This is a genomic window from Bacillus cereus, from assembly GCF_002577405.1.
Lineage (GTDB): Bacteria > Bacillota > Bacilli > Bacillales > Bacillaceae_G > Bacillus_A > Bacillus_A cereus_AU.
Genome location: NZ_NULR01000009.1, coordinates 135,457 through 154,979 on the forward strand (window position 1 = coordinate 135,457; position 19,523 = coordinate 154,979).

Consider the following 19,523-nt stretch of genomic DNA (forward strand, 5'->3'; position numbering starts at 1 on the left):
CCTCCTAATTATGTTTATAGGTTAAGTTCGAGATACTTGATTTATTCCCTTTTAATTAACCTTTTTCCCACTCTTCCTCATCAGCCACAAGAAGTATGGTGCTCCAAGTACAGCAACAACAAGACCAGAAGGAATTTCTTTCGGATATGCAATTGTTCGCCCGATTAAATCAGCAATGGAAAGAAGGATTGCTCCAAACAGTGCTGAACAAACGAATAGTCTTTGGTGATTCATCCCAACAACGATTCTTGCTAAGTGTGGTGCGACAAGGCCTAAAAAGGCAATTGTGCCGACAGCAGCGATATTTATTGATGCAAGTAGTGTCGCTAACACGATTAGAGCAAGACGCGTTTTATTTACAGGCTGACCGAGTCCAGTTGCTAAATCGTCTCCAAGTACAAGAACGTCAAGTTGTTTCATTAAGAAAAAGATAATTGGTACAAGAATAAGCGATGGATATAGAATAATATTTTCTAAGTGATTCCACCCTCTTGCATACGTACTGCCTGATAGCCATGTTAAAGCAGCTGCCACATTCAAGTTCGCTCTAACGATAAAGATTTGAATAATCGCTGAGCCGAGGGCCGAAATACCAATTCCTATTAAAGCAAGAGCTGTTGGACTAAACCCTGATTTCCATGAGAAGAAGAGAACAATACCAACTGCAAGTAACCCGCCGATAAATGCACCAATTGGTAAGAAGAAACCAGGAAGTGCAGGAAAGACATACATAATAGTTAAGGCACCAACACCAGCTCCTGATGAAATACCAATAATAGAAGGATCGGCAAGTGGATTCCGTAATATGCCTTGGAAAACAAGCCCACTTATTGCAAGGCATGCGCCAGCGATAGCGGCAACGAGCATTCTTGGTAAACGAAGGTTCATCATCATATTTTTGTCAAATTGTGTTAATTGACCTGTTATAGCATTTGTAATACTTTCGATGTAAGAATTGCTACCGATTACAACGCCAAGAGCAATTGTTGCAATACAAAGTGTGATAGATATAATGCTTACCTTTTTATAAGAGTAATAGCGGGAACTAGCTCCAGCTGCATTCGCACCGTTATCATTCATATATTGTTTCGACTTCATCATTCGATATACTAAATAAATAAGCCAAGGTGATCCGATCATTGCTGTGACTGCTCCGACAGGAAGTTCAGCTCCAGTTGGGTCTATTAGTCTACCAACGACATCTGCTCCAAGTAATAAAATGGCTCCCCATAAGAAAGAGGAAAGGAGAAGTGTAAAGTGTTGACGATAGCCAATAAGGCGCATTAAGTGTGGTGCAACTAAGCCAACAAAACCGATTGGTCCAACAACAGTAACAATTACTGCTGTTAAAAAGATTGCAGCAATGAAGGCGATAAGACGTGTTACTGCTGTTTTTTCACCAAGAGAAACAGCAACATCATCACCTAGTAAGAGAATGTTGAGCTTACGAGACATGAATAGTAAAACTAGGAAAGAAATAATAATAAATGGAAAAGCAAATTGAACGCCATCCCAGTTATTTTGAATAAGAGATCCAGCTCCCCATAAAAATAAACCAGCTGTTTCATTTTCATAGAAAAGCTGCATTGTTCCGGTAAAGGCAGAAAGCATTAATGTAACGACCATACCAGATAGTGCCATTCTAAGTGGGGTTCCCTTTTTCCCACCAGAAATACGGTATACAAATAAAGCAGTAATTGCACCACCGATAAATGTGAAAAGAAGTGAGTTAATTTGCAAGTCTTTCGGTAAGAAAATTGTAGCCGCTACTAAAAAGAAATATGCACCTGAATGAATTCCCATTGTACTTGATTCAGCAAGTGGATTTTTTGTTAATGTTTGCAAAATGACCCCAGATGCAGCAAGAGCACCTCCAGCTAAAATGGCAATTACAGCTCTAGGAAGTCGAAGCATGATTAAAGTTTGATGCTCTAGCGATTGATTCGGTGAGATAAGAGCATCGATAATCATACTGTAGGAAATGTTTGCTTGTCCTTGCCCGATATGAATAAAGAAAAGGAGGAGCAAGAGAGCTGCTCCTCCTCCGAATACAAGACTTGCTCGAAGTGTATGTTGTAAGCTATTCATCGTGTAATCACTTCTTCGCTGTCATTACATCTGCTACTTGTGTTGCTAAAGATTTTGCAGACTCAGGACCACCGAAAATCCAAGTGTCGCCTTTTAATTTATACATTTTGTCTTCTTTTTTGAACTTTAATTCTTCCCAAGCAGGGTTGCCTTTTAGTTGAGTGTCAAACATGTTATCGTCATCTGCTACAATGTAAATGAAGTTTGAATCTTGTACACTTTGTAATGATTCTACAGTTGTTTGTTTAAAACCATCTGCCTCAGATTTACCTGGTTCAAAAGTATTTGTTAAACCTAATTTTTTTGTAACCTGTAAAGCTGTAGAATTGTCGGTTAAAATACGGAATGTTGGCACATTTTTAGCTGTAAATGCTTGTGCCATTACAATGTTTTTATCTTTTAAGCCTGCTTTGTCAATTTTTGCTTTTGCATCAGCAAATGTTTTATCCATATCAGCTAATACTTTTTTACCTTCTTCTTCTTTTCCAACTGCTTTTGCAATTTGTTTAAATGTTTCTGTCATTTCAGCAAAGTGATCGTTATTGCTTGTTGATGGGTCGAACATAACTGTTGGTGCAATTTGTTCTAATTCATTTTTAATCGCTTTACCACGGAATGAAGCTGTAATGATTAAATCTGGTTTTAGGCGGCTAATTTCTTCTAAGTTTGGTTGTTGACGAGTTCCTACATCTACAACATCTTTACTTGGTTTTGTTTCTGTATTTACCCATTTATTATAATTCTTAATGTCTGCCATCCCTACTGGCTGAACACCAAGTGCTAATAAGTCTTCTGCATATACCCACTCAAGTACAACAACTTTTTTCGCCGGTTTATCTAACTTTGTTTCCCCTTCAGCGTGTTTAATTGTTATAGCTTGCTTTTTATCGTCTGTCTTTGTTTCTTTTTTCTCCTCTTTTTGCTGCCCGCATCCAACAGCGAATAGAAGAACTACTATGAAAATACTGAGAATTTTCTTCATCTTCTGCCCCCAAATAATTTTTTAATCTGCAATGTACGATATTGAAAATCGTTATCAATTACAACAACCAAATCATACTATGAGGTTATTTTAAGTGTCAATATATTTTTAAAATTTCGACGGAAAATAACGAATTATACGGATTTTGTTATATGGAATTGAAGTTTGTATATGTATGAAGACTTTAGAGGAGGAATTTCGTTTAAGCAGGAAGGCGAAAGTACAAGCAAAAGGAGAGAATGTCGCATGTAATAATTACTAGAATGTATGGAATAAACGAGTGTTTATCACCATAGAATACAGTTTATTATTTGATAGGTGTTTTCTAATTCGTTGCTTATGCTTAAAAGATTGAATTTGAAGGAAGGGATCAGCATGTCTTCATGGCTCAATAATACAAATGGATATTGTGGGTGTAATAATCAAAATGGTGTACATGTTGATTCATGCTGTTTTAGTTGTGACGGGACAGTGCCTAAGCTCGGTCCAACGGGAGCAACAGGTCCAACAGGTCCAACAGGAGCAACGGGAGCAACAGGTCCAACAGGCGACACAGGAGCAACAGGAGCAACGGGAGCAACAGGTCCAACAGGTCCAACAGGTCCAACAGGATCAACAGGAGCAACGGGTCCAACAGGAGCAACGGGAGCAACAGGAGCAACAGGAGCAACGGGTCCAACAGGAGCAACAGGTCCAACGGGAGCAACAGGAGCAACAGGTCCAACGGGTCCAACGGGAGCAACAGGAGCAACGGGTCCAACGGGAGCAACAGGATCAACGGGTCCAACGGGAGCAACAGGAGCAACGGGAGCAACAGGAGCAACAGGAGCAACAGGAGCAACAGGAGCAACGGGAGCAACAGGTCCAACAGGTCCAACAGGAGCAACGGGTCCAACGGGAGCAACAGGAGCAACAGGTCCAACGGGTCCAACGGGTCCAACAGGAGCAACAGGTCCAACAGGCGACACAGGAGCAACAGGTCCAACAGGTTCAACGGGAGCAACAGGAGCAACGGGTCCAACGGGAGCAACAGGAGCAACAGGAGCAACAGGAGCAACAGGAGCAACAGGAGCAACAGGTCCAACGGGTCCAACAGGCGACACAGGAGCAACAGGAACAAGTATAACGGCAACATATGCTTTTGCAAATAATACGTCAGGTACAGCAATATCGGTCCTACTTGGTGGCACAAATGTCCCGCTTCCAAACAATCAGAACATCGGACCAGGAATTACGGTGTCTGGGGGAAACACTGTATTTACGGCTGCGAATGCAGGGAATTATTATATTTCATATACGATTAATATAACCGCATCGTTATTAGTAAGTTCACGAATTACGATTAATGGGGCACCGCTTGCTGGAACTATCAATGCCCCTGCATTAGCAACAACCTCGTTTAGTGCAACAATTATTACGACTCTTGCAGCGGGAAGTGCAATCAGTCTGCAATTGTTTGGATTGTTAGCTGTTGCAACATTATCAACAACTACTCCAGGAGCGGTGTTAACGATTATAAGACTCAGCTAAATACAGCTCTCTTACTTTTTGAAGGTTAGGAGAGTTTATACATATAATAAGAAGTTAATGAAGTAAAGCATAGTTATATAAAAGTCAGAATATTATGATTGTAACGCAATGATGACTATAATATAATGAAAACAATCATCATGAATGAACATTCATTTATTTTTACAAGTATTAGAAGGGGGAATGAGAGTGGAAAAACCTTGGTTGCAGAGTTATCCAGAGGAAATTCCAGAGACAATTTCTTATGATATTCAACCACTTCATGGTTATTTAGAAAAAATGGCCGCACGTTATCCAGAAAAGAAAGCGCTTCATTTTTTAGGGAAAGATGTAACATTTGCAGATTTCCATGATAAGGTAAAGAAATTCGCAAATTATCTTCAAAGGCTTGGTATTGAAAAAGGTGATAGAGTCGCGATTATGTTACCGAATTGTCCACAATCTGTAATCGGTTACTATGGTACTTTGCTTGCGGGGGGGATTGTTGTACAAACGAATCCTCTTTATACAGAAAGAGAACTTGAGTATCAACTTCATGATTCAGGGGCAAAAGTCATTCTTTGCCTTGATTTAGTGTTTCCGAGAGTTACTAATGTTCAAACTGCTACAAGGCTTGAGCACGTTATTGTAACTCGTATTGCAGATTTTTTACCATTCCCTAAAAATTTACTTTATCCATTTGTACAAAAAAAGCAAGCAAACCTTGTTGTGAATGTGTCGGAAAGTGAAACAATTCACCTTTGGAAATCAGTAGAAAGAGAAAGTAATGCTGATGTTGAAGTGCCATGTGACCCTGAAAATGATCTGGCTCTTTTGCAGTATACTGGTGGAACGACAGGTTTTCCAAAAGGGGTTATGTTAACGCATAAAAATCTTGTTTCAAATACTTTGATGGGTGCACATTGGTTATACAATTGCACAGAGGGAGAAGAAGTAATTCTTGGAGTCCTACCATTTTTTCACGTATATGGCATGACAGCGGTAATGAATTTGAGTATTATGCAGGGATATAAAATGGTGCTTATTCCGAAGTTTGATATGAAAATGGTTTTTGAGGCAATTAAGAAGCATAAAGTTACATTATTTCCGGGAGCACCAACTATTTATATAGCCCTTTTAAATAGCCCTCTTTTAAAAGAATACGATATTTCTTCTATTCAGGCTTGTATAAGTGGCTCTGCACCGCTTCCAGTAGAAGTACAGGAAGAGTTTGAGAGAGTTACAGGTGGTAAATTAGTAGAGGGATATGGATTAACGGAGTCATCGCCAGTTACACATGGGAACTTTTTATGGGAAAAACGTGTGCCAGGAAGTATTGGTGTGCCGTGGCCTGATACAGAGGCAATCATCATGTCACTTGAAACTGGAGAGGCATTACCTCCAGGTGAAATTGGTGAAATTGTTGTAAAGGGACCACAAATTATGAAGGGATATTGGAATAAACCAGAAGAAACGGCAGCTGTATTGCAAGATGGCTGGCTTTATACAGGTGATGTGGGCTACATGGATGAGGCTGGATTTTTCTATGTGAAAGATCGTAAGAAAGATATGATTGTTGCTAGTGGATTTAATGTGTATCCTCGTGAAGTGGAAGAGGTATTATATGAATATGAAAAGGTGCAAGAAGTAGTAACAATTGGCGTCCCTGATCCGTACCGAGGGGAAACAGTAAAAGCATTTGTTGTTTTGAAGGAAGGCGCCGAATGCACGGAAGAAGAGTTAGATCAGTTTGCACGTAAATATTTAGCAGCATACAAAGTACCGAAAGTATATGAGTTTAGAAGTGAATTACCGAAGACGACAGTCGGAAAGATTTTACGCCGTGTCCTAATAGATGAAGAGAAGAAAAAGAGTGAGGATGAGCAAACGGGCTAAGGCCCTTTCTTTTTGAAAAAATAGGATTGACACTTTTCTAAATAGTCAGTATTATAAGAATATGAATGACTATTCATTCAGTCATCTTCTTGAAGGGGACAGTAAAGTGAAGAAAAATAGACCGAAATACAATCAAATTATTGATGCGGCAGTTATTGTGATTGCGGAGAATGGATACCATCAAGCGCAAGTTTCTAAAATTGCAAAGCAAGCTGGGGTAGCTGATGGCACTATTTATTTATATTTTAAAAATAAAGAAGATATATTAATATCCTTATTTCAGGAGAAGATGGGGGAATTTGTCGAAACAATTCGTCAAAAAATAGCAGGAATTGAAAGCGCTGTAGCGAAGTTATTCATGTTGGTAGAAACGCACTTCTTGCTGTTGTCACAAAATGATCCTCTTGCTATCGTTACACAATTAGAGCTAAGGCAGTCCAATCAAGACTTGCGCCTTAAAATAAATGAAGTATTAAAAGGCTACTTACAAGTTATGGATGAGATTTTAGAGACAGGTATAAAGCAAGGTGAATTCCAAGCGGACTTAAATGTTCGTGTGGCAAGACAAATGATCTTTGGAACAGTAGATGAAGTTGTGACCAATTGGGTAATGAGCGATCATAAGTATGATCTGGTCGCACTTTCAAAAACGGTACATGGGCTACTTATTGCAGCTTGTGGTTATCGTCAATAATGGGAGGGATCATGTTGAAATTCCTATCTGTAAGAGTTGAAGACCATATCGCGGTGGCAACGTTAAACCACGCGCCAGCGAATGCAATGTCTTCACAAGTTATGCATGATGTTACTGAGTTAATCGATCAAGTGGAAAAGGATGATAACATTCGTGTTGTTGTTCTCCATGGTGAAGGACGCTTTTTCTCAGCAGGAGCAGATATTAAAGAATTTACATCTGTTACTGAAGCGAAGCAAGCGACAGAATTAGCGCAGCTTGGACAAGTTACATTTGAGCGCGTTGAAAAATGTTCAAAACCAGTTATTGCGGCAATTCATGGAGCGGCACTTGGCGGCGGCCTTGAGTTTGCTATGTCTTGCCACATGCGCTTCGTAACCGAAAGTGCAAAACTTGGTTTACCTGAATTAACACTTGGATTGATTCCTGGTTTTGCAGGTACACAGCGCTTACCGCGTTATGTTGGGAAAGCAAAAGCTTGTGAAATGATGTTAACAAGTACACCGATTACTGGTGCAGAAGCATTAAAATGGGGACTTGTTAACGGGGTATTTTCTGAAGAAACAATTTTAGACGATACGCTTAAAATTGCAAAACAAATTGCTGGGAAAAGTCCAGCAACAACTCGTGCTGTATTAGAGTTATTGCAAACGACAAAATCGTCTCATTATTACGAAGGTGTACAGCAAGAAGCTCAAGTTTTTGGTGAAGTATTTACGAGTGAAGATGGAAGAGAAGGTGTAGCGGCATTTTTAGAAAAGCGTAAACCTTCATTTAGTGGCAGGTAGTTCAATTATTTTTTTGATATAAATTAACAGAATTTTAAAATTGATAGAATCTTTCTGAAAAATAAGGGGGTAAATGGAATGAACATCTACGTACTCATGAAACGAACATTTGATACAGAAGAAAAAATCGTAATTAAAAACGGTGCAATTTACGATGGCGAAGCGGAATTCATCATCAACCCTTACGATGAATATGCGATTGAAGAAGCAATTCAAGTAAGAGATGCACAAGGTGGAGAGGTTACTGTCGTAACAGTTGGCGGGGAAGATAGTGAGAAAGAACTTCGTACTGCATTAGCGATGGGCTGTGATAAAGCGGTATTAATTAATATTGAAGATGATGTTGAAAATGGTGACCAGTTCACGACAGCAAAAGTACTTGCTGAATATTTAAAAGATAAAAATGCAGATTTAATTTTAGGCGGAAACGTTGCGATTGACGGAGCGTCTGGACAAGTTGGTCCACGCGTAGCTGAAGCGTTAAATATCCCATACGTAACGACAATTACAAAACTTGAAATTGACGGTACAAACGTGAAAATTGAGCGTGATGTTGAAGGTGACACAGAAGTTATTGAAACATCATTACCAGTTTTAGTAACAGCGCAACAAGGTTTAAATGAACCTCGTTATCCATCGCTTCCAGGTATTATGAAAGCGAAGAAAAAGCCGCTAGAAGAAGTAGAATTAGATGATTTAGATTTAGAAGAAGATGATGTGGAAGCAAAGACAAAAACAATTGAAATCTATTTGCCTCCTAAGAAAGATGCAGGAAAAGTGTTACAAGGCGAGCTGCAAGATCAAGTAAAAGAACTTGTATCGTTGCTCCATACAGAAGCGAAAGTAATCTAATAAAATACGAAATTATATACGCAGGAGGGAAAATCTATGGCTCGTAAAGTATTAGTAATGGGTGAAGTTCGTGACGGATCGCTACGTAACGTTTCGTTTGAAGCGGTAGCAGCAGCAAAAACAATTGCAGAAGGCGGTGAAGTGGTAGGTCTTCTAGTTGGAGACAGCGTTGCCTCTTTTGCAAATGAATTGATTCATTACGGTGCAGATCGCGTTGTGACAGTTGAAAATGATAAATTAAAATCATATACATCTGATGGTTATGCACAAGCGTTTTTAGCTGTATATGCTGAAGAAAAACCAGAAGGTATTGTATTTGGACATACAGCACTTGGTAAAGATTTATCACCAAAATTAGCAGCGAAGCTTGAAGCTGGTCTAGTTTCTGACGTAACTGCTTTAGAAGTTGAAGGTGGAAATGTTATCTTCACTCGTCCAATTTACTCTGGTAAAGCATTTGAGAAGAAGATTGTAACAGATGGTATATTATTTGCGACAGTACGTCCAAATAATATCGCGACTCTTGACAAAGATGAGTCTCGCAGTGGTGACGTGTCTTCTATTACAGTTGATGTGAAAGATTTACGTACAATTATTCAAGATGTTGTCCGTAAAACTGCAGAAGGCGTTGATCTTTCTGAAGCGAAAGTGATTATCGCTGGCGGACGTGGTGTGAAGAGTGAAGAAGGATTTAAACCATTAAAAGAGTTAGCTGACGTACTAGGCGGCGCTGTTGGGGCCTCTCGTGGTGCTTGTGACGCTGAGTATTGCGATTACTCATTACAAATTGGTCAAACTGGTAAAGTTGTTACGCCAGACTTATACATTGCATGCGGTATTTCTGGTGCGATTCAGCATTTAGCTGGTATGTCTAACTCAAAAATCATCGTTGCGATTAATAAAGATCCAGAAGCAAGTATCTTCAAAGTAGCTGACTACGGTATTGTCGGTGACTTATTTGAAGTCGTGCCTCTTTTAACAGAAGAGTTTAAAAAGTTAAAAGTACATTCATGATTTGAGTACCCTTGAGTTCCAAGTGAAGTACCCCTATATATAGAAAAAGGTGAGAGATCCCCTGTCTCTCATCTTTTTAGTATTTCATCCGTATTTTTATATAGTATAAAGGAACATTTTTTTGTTACAATACATAACGATACATATTATTCGCCACGTATATAAGTTAATGATATACTCTTGGTAGAATATACTTGAAGGAGGAAATAAAATGGCAATTATAAACGCAAACGACCAAAGCTTCGCAGCTGAAACTGGCGAAGGTGTTGTATTATTAGATTTCTGGGCACCTTGGTGTGGACCTTGTAAAATGATCGCTCCTGTATTAGAAGAAATCGATGCAGAGTTAGGCGAGAAAGTAAAAGTAGTAAAAGTAGACGTTGATGAAAACCAAGAAACTGCTCGTCAATTCGAAGTAATGAGCATTCCAGCTCTTTTCGTATTAAAAGATGGTAAAGTAGTTGATCAAGCGTTAGGTTACAAACCGAAAGAAGCGTTAGTAGAACTAGTTTCTAAACACTTCTAAAATAAAGAAGCTACCATTTGGTAGCTTTTTTTATTTTCTTTTTTGAAACCTTTCCGTTACAATAAAAGAACGTATGTTGGGTGTTTTGGCATAGTATGTTTTCATGTGAAAATAAAAATGCTAAGCATGTAGAAATGGGGGTAGACGAGTGCACGAGCATTTGAAAGAGAAATTGGCTATTTTACCAGATCAACCTGGTTGCTATTTAATGAAAGATAAGCAAGGGACGGTTATATATGTCGGAAAGGCAAAAGTGCTTAAAAATCGTGTGCGCTCGTACTTTACTGGTTCGCATGATGGGAAAACACTTCGGCTTGTAGGAGAAATTGTAGATTTTGAATATATTGTAACCTCCTCCAATTTGGAGGCTCTTATTTTAGAATTAAATTTAATAAAAAAGTATGACCCAAAATATAATATTCAATTAAAAGATGATAAAACATATCCGTTTATTAAAATTACAGCTGAAAAACAACCGCGCTTACTTATTACGCGCAATGTAAAAAAGGATAAAGGAAAGTATTTTGGGCCTTATCCGAATGCACAATCAGCTCATGAAACGAAAAAACTATTAGACCGCATGTATCCACTTCGTAAATGCACGAATATGCCAGATAAAGTTTGTCTGTATTATCATATGGGCCAATGTTTAGCTCCTTGTGTGAAAGAAGTAACGGAAGAACAAAATAAAGAAATTGTAGATGAAATTATTAAGTTTTTAAATGGTGGGCATAAAGAAATCCGTTCAGAATTAGAGACAAAGATGTATGAGGCTTCAGAGAAGCTAGAATTTGAACGGGCGAAAGAATTGCGAGATCAAATTGCTCATATGGATGCAATTATGGAAAAACAAAAGATGATTATGAGTGACTTAGTGGATCGTGATGTGTTTGGGTATGCGGTTGATAAAGGATGGATGTGCGTTCAAGTTTTCTTTGTTCGAAAAGGAAAGTTAATTGAACGTGATGTTTCGATGTTTCCAATCTATGATGAACCGGAAGAGGGATTTTTAACATTTATCGGTCAATTTTATGAAAACAGTAGTCACTTTAAGCCAAAGGAAATTGTCGTTCCAGGAAGTATAGACTCAGAATTAGTAGAGCGCTTTTTAGAAGTTGAAGCGACACAACCGAAACGTGGTAAGAAAAAAGATCTTGTAGAATTGGCTAATAAAAATGCGAAGATTGCCCTTGAAGAGAAATTTTACTTAATTGAACGTGATGAAGAACGGACGATTAAAGCTGTAGATCATTTAGGGAAGCAGCTTGGGATTGAAACACCGTATCGTATTGAAGCATTCGATAACTCAAATATTCAAGGAACAAACCCTGTTTCAGCAATGATTGCTTTTATCGATGGGAAACCGGCGAAGAAAGAGTATCGTAAATATAAAATTAAAACGGTTCAAGGACCAGACGATTATGAGTCTATGAGAGAAGTTGTGAGGCGTCGTTATACAAGGGCGCTTAAAGAAAATTCACCTTTACCGGATTTAATCATTATTGATGGAGGGAAAGGCCACCTAGCGGCTGCAAGTGATATTCTAGAGAATGAGCTCGGGTTATATATTCCGATGGCAGGGCTTGTGAAAGATGACAAACATAAAACATCACATTTAATTATTGGAGATCCACCTGAACCTGTAATGCTTGAGAGGAATAGCCAAGAATTTTATTTATTGCAGCGCATTCAAGATGAAGTACATCGATTTGCGATTACATTCCATCGACAATTACATGGGAAATCTGTCATTCAATCGGCACTGGATGATATTCCTGGAATTGGTGATAAACGAAAAAAGATATTGCTGAAACATTTTGGGTCGTTAAAAAAGATGAAAGAAGCCTCTGTAACGGAATTTGTCGAAGCAGGTATGCCGAAAAATGTCGCGGAGACGATCTATACTTATTTAGCAGATAAGAAGCCGTTGTAGTTTACAATGTCTTCTATTTTTTGTTATAATTTCTGAAGATTTAAAATAACCGGACCTGAATGAAAATACAAAAAAGTCAACTAAACTTATATGTCTAGTTGACTGTAGGTAATACTTACACTTCAATGAGATCTTTTATATCCCATTTCACAAGAAATGTAATAGAGTCTGAACGTTTTTTCTTTTCTTCGTAGGACTCTGCAATGACGTTTCTTTGCTTTTGAATTTGCTCAGCGATGAATCCGGCCTCTAATTGATAAGAAGAATGTCTGTTTTGTTTTTGACGTTCAGCGATGAGTGTGCTTTTAAGTTGGAACTGCATTTCACGACGTTTATGTTCAATAATGCTTAAAGTGCCCCAACCAGCTTTTTCAAAGAACTGAATGACTTCTTCAATTGTTTCTAGTGGATATTTTCTTGCAAGGTTTCTACCGGACCAGTATAAAATACCATCTAAATCGTTACCGATTAAATCAGGTAGTAATTCTTCACGTAGCAATTCATAAGCGAAGGCGTTCAATGAAACATCTTCTAAAGATGTTATATCGATTGTATTTTTACTCACAATATTCCCCTCTTTCTATAGGGATTATTATATAACATTTCGCATTTATAAAAACAGATTTTTCTTTAGGGAAATCTGAATATATAAGAAGAAAAAAAGAATTGGCAAATTATATGCAAATTATGTATACGTTTTCTTGACGCTTCGACAAAAATAGGAGTAAAATGAACTTGGTATCAAATTATGCTGAAATATTGCGAATAATTTTTTCAGTTTTTCTTATGCCAATAGTGAAAAAACATTATTGTTATAAATTAATCTGAAAACAGCAGTCAAACATTCAAGGGGGTAATGGGGACATGAAAGGCCGCGAGTATACGTTTCGTAAGTGGCACTCATTAATGGGGGTCATCCCGGTTGGTGTCTTTTTGACGCAACATTTAATTGTAAACAACTTTGCAACAAGAGGAGCAGAGGCTTTTAACAAAGCCGCAGGCTTTATGGAGCTCCTTCCATTCCGGTATGCGCTAGAAATTTTCATCATCTTTTTACCTATACTGTACCATGCTATATATGGCTTATATATTGCATTTACAGCTAAGAACAATGCGGTTTCTTACGGTTATTTCCGTAACTGGATGTTCGTCTTCCAAAGAATTTCAGGTATCGTTACGCTGATTTTCATTTCTTGGCACGTCTGGCAAACTCGTATTCAAGCAATGTTAGGTAAAGAGGTAAACTATGATATGATGGCAGATATTTTAAATAATCCAGCTATGTTTGCATTCTACTTAGTTGGTGTTGTTTCAACAATTTTCCACTTTGCAAATGGCCTATGGACATTCTGCATCAGCTGGGGAATTACAGTATCTCCACGTTCACAAAGAATCTCTACTTATGTAACATTAGCTATTTTCTTAGGTCTATCTTATGTAGGTGTGAGTGCATTATTAGCGTTCATCGATCCACAGCTAGCAAACCAGTAAGGAGTGGGAGAGCATGAAAGGGAAACTTATAGTAGTCGGCGGTGGCTTGGCCGGCTTAATGGCAACGATTAAAGCGGCAGAAGCAGGAGTAAATGTTGAACTATTTTCTTTAGTACCAGTAAAACGTTCACATTCTGTATGTGCCCAAGGCGGAATTAACGGTGCCGTAAATACGAAAGGTGAAGGGGATTCTCCATGGATCCACTTTGACGATACAATTTATGGTGGGGACTTCTTAGCGAACCAACCACCAGTTAAAGCAATGTGTGAAGCAGCACCTGGTATCATTCATTTAATGGACCGTATGGGTGTTATGTTCAACCGTACGGAAGAAGGACTTCTTGATTTCCGTCGTTTTGGTGGAACGCAACATCACCGTACAGCATTTGCTGGTGCAACAACTGGACAGCAATTACTATACGCATTAGATGAGCAAGTACGTCGTCACGAAGTAGCAGGACTTGTAACGAAATATGAAGGTTGGGATTTCTTACGAGCTGTTGTTGATGACGAAGGTGTGTGCCGAGGAATCGTTGCACAAGACTTACAAACTATGGAGATTAAAAGTTTCCAAGCTGATGCCGTGATTATGGCAACAGGGGGCCCTGGTATCATCTTTGGAAAATCAACTAACTCTATTATCAATACAGGTACAGCAGCATCTGCTGTATATCAACAAGGCGCATATTATGCAAACGGTGAGTTCATTCAAATCCATCCAACGGCAATTCCTGGAGACGATAAGTTACGTCTTATGAGTGAATCTGCACGTGGTGAAGGTGGACGTGTTTGGACATATAAAGATGGTAAACCATGGTACTTCTTAGAAGAAAAATATCCGGCTTACGGAAACCTTGTACCTCGTGATATCGCAACGCGTGAAATCTTTGATGTTTGCGTAGAGCAAAAACTAGGTATTAACGGTGAAAACATGGTGTACTTAGATCTTTCTCATAAAGATCCGAAAGAACTAGATATTAAACTTGGTGGAATCATTGAAATCTATGAGAAATTTACAGGTGATGATCCTCGTAAACTACCAATGAAAATCTTCCCAGCTGTTCACTATTCAATGGGCGGACTATGGGTTGACTATAAGCAGATGACAAGTATTCCAGGTTTATTTGCAGCAGGTGAGTGTGATTATTCTATGCACGGTGGTAACCGCTTAGGTGCGAACTCACTATTATCAGCAATTTACGGTGGTATGGTAGCGGGACCGAACGCAATTGAGTATATGAAAGGTCTTTCTAAATCATCTGATGCTGTTTCATCTACTGTATATGAGCAAAATGAATTAATCGAAACAGAGAAATTTAACAATATTTTAACGCTTGATGGTAACGAAAATGCATATGTTCTTCATAAAGAGCTTGGAGAATGGATGACAGATAACGTTACAGTAGTTCGTGAAAATAAAAAGTTATTAGAAACAGATGCGAAAATTGAAGAGTTAATGGCTCGTTACAAACGTATTAACATTAATGATACAGCAAGATGGAGTAACCAAGGTGCTTCGTTTACACGCCAACTTGCAAATATGTTTGAGTTAGCACGTGTTATTACAATTGGAGCATATAACCGTAATGAAAGCCGCGGAGCGCATTACAAACCAGAATTCCCAAATCGTGATGATGCAAACTTCTTAAAAACTACGATGGCGAAATTTGAGGGAGAAGGAAAGGCACCAGCATTCCATTACGAAGAAGTGGATGTTTCATTAATTAAACCACGTAAACGTGACTACTCCTCAAAACACGATGTAGCAGCTAAGGGTGAAGAGAAGGGGGATAAACAACATGTCTGAGAAAACAATCCGCCTCATCATTACAAGACAAGATGGACCAGATGCACAAGAGTTTGACCAAGAGTTTGAAATTCCATATCGTCCTAATATGAATATTATTTCGGCGCTTATGGAAATTCGCCGTAATCCTGTTGATTCAAAAGGGAACCAAACAACTCCGATTGCATGGGATATGAACTGTTTAGAGGAAGTATGCGGAGCATGTTCGATGATTATTAACGGAAAGCCACGTCAATCATGTACGGCTCTTATTGATCAATTAGAACAGCCAATTCGCTTAAAGCCGATGAAGACATTCCCGGTTGTACGTGATTTACAAGTTGACCGTAGTCGTATGTTTAACGCGTTAAAACGCGTTAAAGCTTGGATTCCAATCGATGGTACGTATGACTTAGGACCAGGGCCAAGAATGCCAGAGAAAAAGCGTCAATGGGCTTATGAGCTTTCAAAATGTATGACATGTGGTGTTTGCTTAGAATCATGTCCGAACGTAAACAGTAAATCTGACTTTATTGGACCAGCACCGTTATCACAAGCTCGTTTATTCAACTCACATCCAACGGGTGAAATGCATAAAGCAGATCGCTTACGTGCAATTATGGGAGATGGAGGACTTGCAAACTGTGGTAACTCTCAAAACTGTGTGCAATCATGTCCGAAGGGTATTCCATTAACAACTTCAATTGCGGCATTAAACCGTGATACAACAATTCAATCGTTCAAAGATTTCTTTGGTAGCGATAATAACTATTAATAAATATTGCCTCTTCATCTTGAAGAGGCAATATTTATAACTATATTTTTCAGTTTATTCTGTTTATTAACAAGAAAAGGGGAGAGAACAGTGAAGAGAATTTCTTATATTGAAGACTTCGAGAAATGGGAAAGTGATTTTTCATTTTACAATTCTGTTAAAGTTCGTTTTGGTGAAGTAGATATGTTTGGCCATGTAAATAATGTTGTTGCTTTTACTTATTTTGAAGAAGCACGTATCGCATTGTTTAAAGAACTTGGATTTATGCAAGAATGGACACATGAATCATCAGAAACGATGATTGTTGTTGCAGATTTACAATGTAATTTTATTAAGCAAATATATTTTGATGAACAGTTGAAGGTGTATGTAAAGGCAGGATCAGTTGGGAATTCTTCTTTGGATTTGCATTATATGGTAAAAAATGCAGAAGGAGAAGTTTGTTTAGTTGGACGCGGTATGATGGTGCAGGCGTCGAAAAAAACTGGAAGAGGCGAAGCGTGGCCTGAAGAATGGAAAGAAAAATTGCTACAATGATAGAGTGAAAGAAAAATAAGAGAGCGAATTGCTCTCTTATTTTTTGTCTTCCATCGCTTCTTCTAATGTTAAATGATGTTTATATATGTATGTAGCGTATGGATTACCAACATAGCGTAAGTGCCACGGTTCATATGCGTATTCTGTTGTTTCTGTTTTATCCTCTAAGTAACGAATGACAAAGCCGAATTCATGGGCATGCTCTGCAACCCATTTGCCTTCTGCTGTTTCTCCAAAGATAGGCTCTAATTGGAATTTAGCAGATTTTGAACTAATATCCATTGCTAAACCAGTTTGATGTTCACTTGTGCCAGGAATTGCACTTACTGAATCAGCTTCAGCTTTCCCTTGGCGCTTAATATATGTGTTATGTAACGATTGTTGACGTTTGTAAGAACGATAACCTGAAACTGCTGTAAGTTCTAACCCTTCTTCTTTCGCTGCTTGGAACATGTTTTCAAGCGCATCTGCAGCATCTTTACGTAATAGAGTTTTTTCTTTGTCTTTTGGACTAGTAAATGGTACGTTCGGTTTCGTTAAATCCTCTGGAATGTACCCATCTGGTAATTTACGATGTTTATTGACTAATACAAGAGCAGACTCCGGATTTGTTACAACGGAAAAATTATCATCTAGTTTCTTTGCATTATGATCAGCTTTTGGAAAAGCAGGAATTGCTTCTTTTGGGTGGTTACTATGTTTTTGACTTTCGACAGCTTTCGCCTCATTTTGTAGTGGTGATTTAGAACCAAAGTAAGCGAAAGATGTGATACCGATTACAATAGTAGCGGCAGAAATAATTATTATTTTTTTCATGATGCCTTGTAATCACAGTCCTTTCTTAATAAAATATGTATCGGTTTTATTATAAGTCTAGTTTATTGAAAAAGAAATATAAGAGTCGTAACGTAATAGAAATGCAAAGAAAATGTCAAAAAATGTGCGAAAATGTAGTATTTTTTCATATAATTCATTTCTTGTCTTTCATGAAATTCATTTTTTATGTAATATATATGTATAAGAAGATGTAGCGATTATCGAGAATAAAGGACTTCTTGTATAGACTAGGAGTGAATGGGAATGGATTTTGCAACAATTATTGGAATCATTTTAGGATTTGTAGCGGTAATATTAGGGATGTTCGTTAAGGGTGCTGACGTAACAGCATTATTGAACCCTGCCGCAGCATTAATTATTTTTGTCGGTACATTTGCCGCAGTTTGTATTGCATTTCCGATGAATCAACTAAAACGGATTCCAAAATTATTTAAAGTTCTTTTTGGTTCAAATAAAAAAGATTTAAGCTATGAGCAATTGCTAGAATTATTTGTTCATTGGACATCTGAAAGTCGAAAATACGGTATTTTGTCTTTAGAGCAACAATTAGATAAAATTCAAGATGAATTTCTTTTACGTGGTATGAAATTTGTTATTGATGGTGTATCTGCGGAAGATTTAGAACAGATTTTAGAGGCTGAACTAGAGGCAATTGAAGAGAGGCATGCAAAAGGAGCTGCTATTTTTTCGCAAGCTGGTACATATGCACCTACATTAGGGGTTTTAGGTGCTGTTATTGGTCTTGTAGCTGCACTTGGAAATTTAACTGATATTGAAAAGCTAGGGCATGCTATTTCAGGTGCATTTATTGCAACGATTTTTGGTATTTTTTCAGGTTACGTGTTATGGCATCCATTTGCAAATAAATTAAAGCAAAAGTCTGCCGCAGAATTAGAGAAGAAACGTTTAATTATTGATTGTTTATTAATGTTACAAGAAGGTACATATCCGTTTATTATGAAAAACCGCATTTTAGGAGCGCTTTCTGCGACTGAGCGTAAGAAGCTAGAAAAAGGAGCGGAAAAAAATGCGGAGTAAGAAAAGTAGAAGAGGTAAAAAGAAAAAACACGATGAGCATATTGATGAAAGTTGGTTAATTCCATATTCCGATATGCTAACGTTGTTATTTGCTTTGTTTATTGTTTTATTTGCAATGAGTAGTATAGATGCTGCGAAATTTAAACAGATGGCAGTAGCTTTTCGCAGTGAACTAGCAGGTGGAACAGGAAATAAAGAGTTTTTAAGTGATCAAAAACCGAAGGACGAAAAAGAGTTATCGGCAAGTGGTTTGGAATCTGAGAAGATTAAAAAAGATGCTGAAGCTGAAGTAAAGCAGCAAGAAATGAATGAATTAAAGGCAGTACAAAAAGGTATTGATAAGTATATTGAAGAAAAGCAATTATCGTCTTCTTTTAAAACCGATTTAACCGAAAAAGGTTTAATGGTAACAATATTAGAAAATGTACTCTTTGACTCAGGGAAGGCAGATGTGAAATTGGAATCGTTAGGGATTGCAAAAGAGATGTCTAACCTACTTGTTTCAGCATCACCTCGTGAAATTACAGTATCTGGTCATACAGACAATGTTCCTATTTCAAACGCACAGTTCGCATCAAATTGGGAATTAAGTACGCAGCGAGCAGTTAATTTTATGCAGGTGTTACTTCAAAATAAAGAATTGCAACCAGAAAAATTTAGTGCGATTGGTTACGGAGAATACCGTTCAATTGCTCCAAATGATACACAAGAAGGAAAAGCAAAAAATAGACGTGTAGAAGTGTTTATTTTGCCTTTAACGAGAAATATGCAATAAAG

At 38.0% G+C, this 19,523-nt stretch carries 18 protein-coding genes; 14 read left to right on the forward strand and 4 right to left on the reverse strand.

Annotated elements, in window-relative coordinates; genetic code table 11:
* Positions 1-51 precede the first annotated feature (51 nt).
* Together fhuB and COC96_RS12875 are read right to left on the reverse strand one after the other, a co-directional pair.
* The gene (fhuB, locus tag COC96_RS12870; RefSeq protein ID WP_098268790.1) at positions 52-2,088 is read right to left on the reverse strand and encodes a Fe(3+)-hydroxamate ABC transporter permease FhuB; all 2,037 of its coding nucleotides are present in this window, start codon (positions 2,086-2,088) and stop codon (positions 52-54) included.
* Positions 2,089-2,095: 7 nt separating this feature from the next.
* Positions 2,096-3,070 (reverse strand): ABC transporter substrate-binding protein, encoded by a 975-nt coding sequence (locus COC96_RS12875; protein WP_098768902.1) that lies wholly within the window; start codon positions 3,068-3,070, stop codon positions 2,096-2,098.
* 375 nt (positions 3,071-3,445) lie between these two features.
* Here COC96_RS12875 and COC96_RS12880 point away from each other — a divergent pair, with 375 nt between their 5' ends.
* From COC96_RS12880 to uvrC, 8 genes are all read left to right on the forward strand, one after another.
* Positions 3,446-4,600 (forward strand): BclA C-terminal domain-containing protein, encoded by a 1,155-nt coding sequence (locus COC96_RS12880; RefSeq protein ID WP_142339999.1) that lies wholly within the window; start codon positions 3,446-3,448, stop codon positions 4,598-4,600.
* Positions 4,601-4,789: 189 nt separating this feature from the next.
* Positions 4,790-6,475, forward strand: coding sequence for a long-chain-fatty-acid--CoA ligase (locus COC96_RS12885; protein ID WP_141535883.1), 1,686 nt, complete (start codon positions 4,790-4,792; stop codon positions 6,473-6,475).
* 106 nt (positions 6,476-6,581) lie between these two features.
* On the forward strand, positions 6,582-7,169 hold the full coding sequence (locus COC96_RS12890) for a TetR/AcrR family transcriptional regulator (RefSeq protein ID WP_012261773.1): 588 nt from the start codon (positions 6,582-6,584) through the stop codon (positions 7,167-7,169).
* A gap of 11 nt (positions 7,170-7,180) precedes the next feature.
* Entirely contained in the window at positions 7,181-7,957 is a 777-nt protein-coding gene (locus COC96_RS12895) for an enoyl-CoA hydratase (RefSeq protein WP_098268787.1), read from the forward strand.
* A 78-nt stretch (positions 7,958-8,035) separates the two neighbouring features.
* Complete coding sequence (gene etfB, locus COC96_RS12900) at positions 8,036-8,809, forward strand: electron transfer flavoprotein subunit beta (protein WP_064474654.1); 774 nt, start codon at positions 8,036-8,038, stop codon at positions 8,807-8,809.
* A gap of 36 nt (positions 8,810-8,845) precedes the next feature.
* Entirely contained in the window at positions 8,846-9,823 is a 978-nt protein-coding gene (gene etfA / locus COC96_RS12905) for an electron transfer flavoprotein subunit alpha (RefSeq protein WP_098268786.1), read from the forward strand.
* A 211-nt stretch (positions 9,824-10,034) separates the two neighbouring features.
* Entirely contained in the window at positions 10,035-10,349 is a 315-nt protein-coding gene (gene trxA, locus COC96_RS12910; RefSeq protein WP_097905941.1) for a thioredoxin, read from the forward strand.
* A 148-nt stretch (positions 10,350-10,497) separates the two neighbouring features.
* Positions 10,498-12,282 (forward strand): excinuclease ABC subunit C, encoded by a 1,785-nt coding sequence (gene uvrC / locus COC96_RS12915; protein WP_098768903.1) that lies wholly within the window; start codon positions 10,498-10,500, stop codon positions 12,280-12,282.
* Between the two features lie 115 nt (positions 12,283-12,397).
* On the opposite strand, the gene COC96_RS12920 is transcribed toward uvrC, so the two are convergent.
* On the reverse strand, positions 12,398-12,847 hold the full coding sequence (locus tag COC96_RS12920; RefSeq protein ID WP_098768904.1) for a YslB family protein: 450 nt from the start codon (positions 12,845-12,847) through the stop codon (positions 12,398-12,400).
* Positions 12,848-13,146: 299 nt separating this feature from the next.
* Between COC96_RS12920 and sdhC the strand changes: the two genes are divergently transcribed.
* From sdhC to COC96_RS12940, 4 genes are all read left to right on the forward strand, one after another.
* Positions 13,147-13,773: a succinate dehydrogenase cytochrome B558 gene (sdhC, locus tag COC96_RS12925; protein ID WP_098268783.1), complete on the forward strand. Its 627-nt coding sequence runs from the start codon at positions 13,147-13,149 to the stop codon at positions 13,771-13,773.
* 13 nt (positions 13,774-13,786) lie between these two features.
* Positions 13,787-15,580 carry a succinate dehydrogenase flavoprotein subunit gene (gene sdhA / locus COC96_RS12930; protein WP_061677094.1) on the forward strand — a complete coding sequence of 598 codons (1,794 nt, stop codon included), beginning with the start codon at positions 13,787-13,789 and terminating at the stop codon, positions 15,578-15,580.
* Complete coding sequence (gene sdhB / locus COC96_RS12935; protein WP_098268782.1) at positions 15,573-16,334, forward strand: succinate dehydrogenase iron-sulfur subunit; 762 nt, start codon at positions 15,573-15,575, stop codon at positions 16,332-16,334. Before sdhA ends, sdhB begins: the two co-directional genes overlap by 8 nt.
* 90 nt (positions 16,335-16,424) lie before the next feature.
* Entirely contained in the window at positions 16,425-16,871 is a 447-nt protein-coding gene (locus tag COC96_RS12940; protein WP_097905945.1) for an acyl-CoA thioesterase, read from the forward strand.
* A 36-nt stretch (positions 16,872-16,907) separates the two neighbouring features.
* Here the strand turns inward: COC96_RS12940 and COC96_RS12945 are convergent, their stop codons facing one another.
* Positions 16,908-17,687, reverse strand: a complete 780-nt coding sequence (locus COC96_RS12945) for a M15 family metallopeptidase (protein WP_098268781.1) — start codon at positions 17,685-17,687, stop codon at positions 16,908-16,910.
* Between the two features lie 264 nt (positions 17,688-17,951).
* On the opposite strand from COC96_RS12945, the gene motA reads away from it, so the two are divergent.
* Together motA and motB are read left to right on the forward strand one after the other, a co-directional pair.
* Positions 17,952-18,746 carry a flagellar motor stator protein MotA gene (gene motA / locus COC96_RS12955; RefSeq protein WP_098268779.1) on the forward strand — a complete coding sequence of 265 codons (795 nt, stop codon included), beginning with the start codon at positions 17,952-17,954 and terminating at the stop codon, positions 18,744-18,746.
* Positions 18,736-19,521, forward strand: a complete 786-nt coding sequence (motB, locus tag COC96_RS12960; protein WP_098268778.1) for a flagellar motor protein MotB — start codon at positions 18,736-18,738, stop codon at positions 19,519-19,521. Before motA ends, motB begins: the two co-directional genes overlap by 11 nt.
* The last annotated feature ends 2 nt before the right edge of the window (positions 19,522-19,523 follow it).

What these genes read in the sequence shown, in the direction of transcription:
- etfA (WP_098268786.1), top strand. Translation starts at nt 8,846, where the DNA reads ATGGCTCGTAAAGTATTAGTAATGGGTGAAGTTCGTGACGGATCGCTA.
- sdhB (WP_098268782.1), top strand. Translation starts at nt 15,573, where the DNA reads ATGTCTGAGAAAACAATCCGCCTCATCATTACAAGACAAGATGGACCA.
- sdhA (WP_061677094.1), top strand. Translation starts at nt 13,787, where the DNA reads ATGAAAGGGAAACTTATAGTAGTCGGCGGTGGCTTGGCCGGCTTAATG.
- etfB (WP_064474654.1), top strand. Translation starts at nt 8,036, where the DNA reads ATGAACATCTACGTACTCATGAAACGAACATTTGATACAGAAGAAAAA.
- COC96_RS12945 (WP_098268781.1), bottom strand. Translation starts at nt 17,687, where the DNA reads ATGAAAAAAATAATAATTATTTCTGCCGCTACTATTGTAATCGGTATC.
- trxA (WP_097905941.1), top strand. Translation starts at nt 10,035, where the DNA reads ATGGCAATTATAAACGCAAACGACCAAAGCTTCGCAGCTGAAACTGGC.
- motA (WP_098268779.1), top strand. Translation starts at nt 17,952, where the DNA reads ATGGATTTTGCAACAATTATTGGAATCATTTTAGGATTTGTAGCGGTA.
- COC96_RS12880 (WP_142339999.1), top strand. Translation starts at nt 3,446, where the DNA reads ATGTCTTCATGGCTCAATAATACAAATGGATATTGTGGGTGTAATAAT.
- motB (WP_098268778.1), top strand. Translation starts at nt 18,736, where the DNA reads ATGCGGAGTAAGAAAAGTAGAAGAGGTAAAAAGAAAAAACACGATGAG.
- COC96_RS12875 (WP_098768902.1), bottom strand. Translation starts at nt 3,070, where the DNA reads ATGAAGAAAATTCTCAGTATTTTCATAGTAGTTCTTCTATTCGCTGTT.
- sdhC (WP_098268783.1), top strand. Translation starts at nt 13,147, where the DNA reads ATGAAAGGCCGCGAGTATACGTTTCGTAAGTGGCACTCATTAATGGGG.
- fhuB (WP_098268790.1), bottom strand. Translation starts at nt 2,088, where the DNA reads ATGAATAGCTTACAACATACACTTCGAGCAAGTCTTGTATTCGGAGGA.
- COC96_RS12895 (WP_098268787.1), top strand. Translation starts at nt 7,181, where the DNA reads ATGTTGAAATTCCTATCTGTAAGAGTTGAAGACCATATCGCGGTGGCA.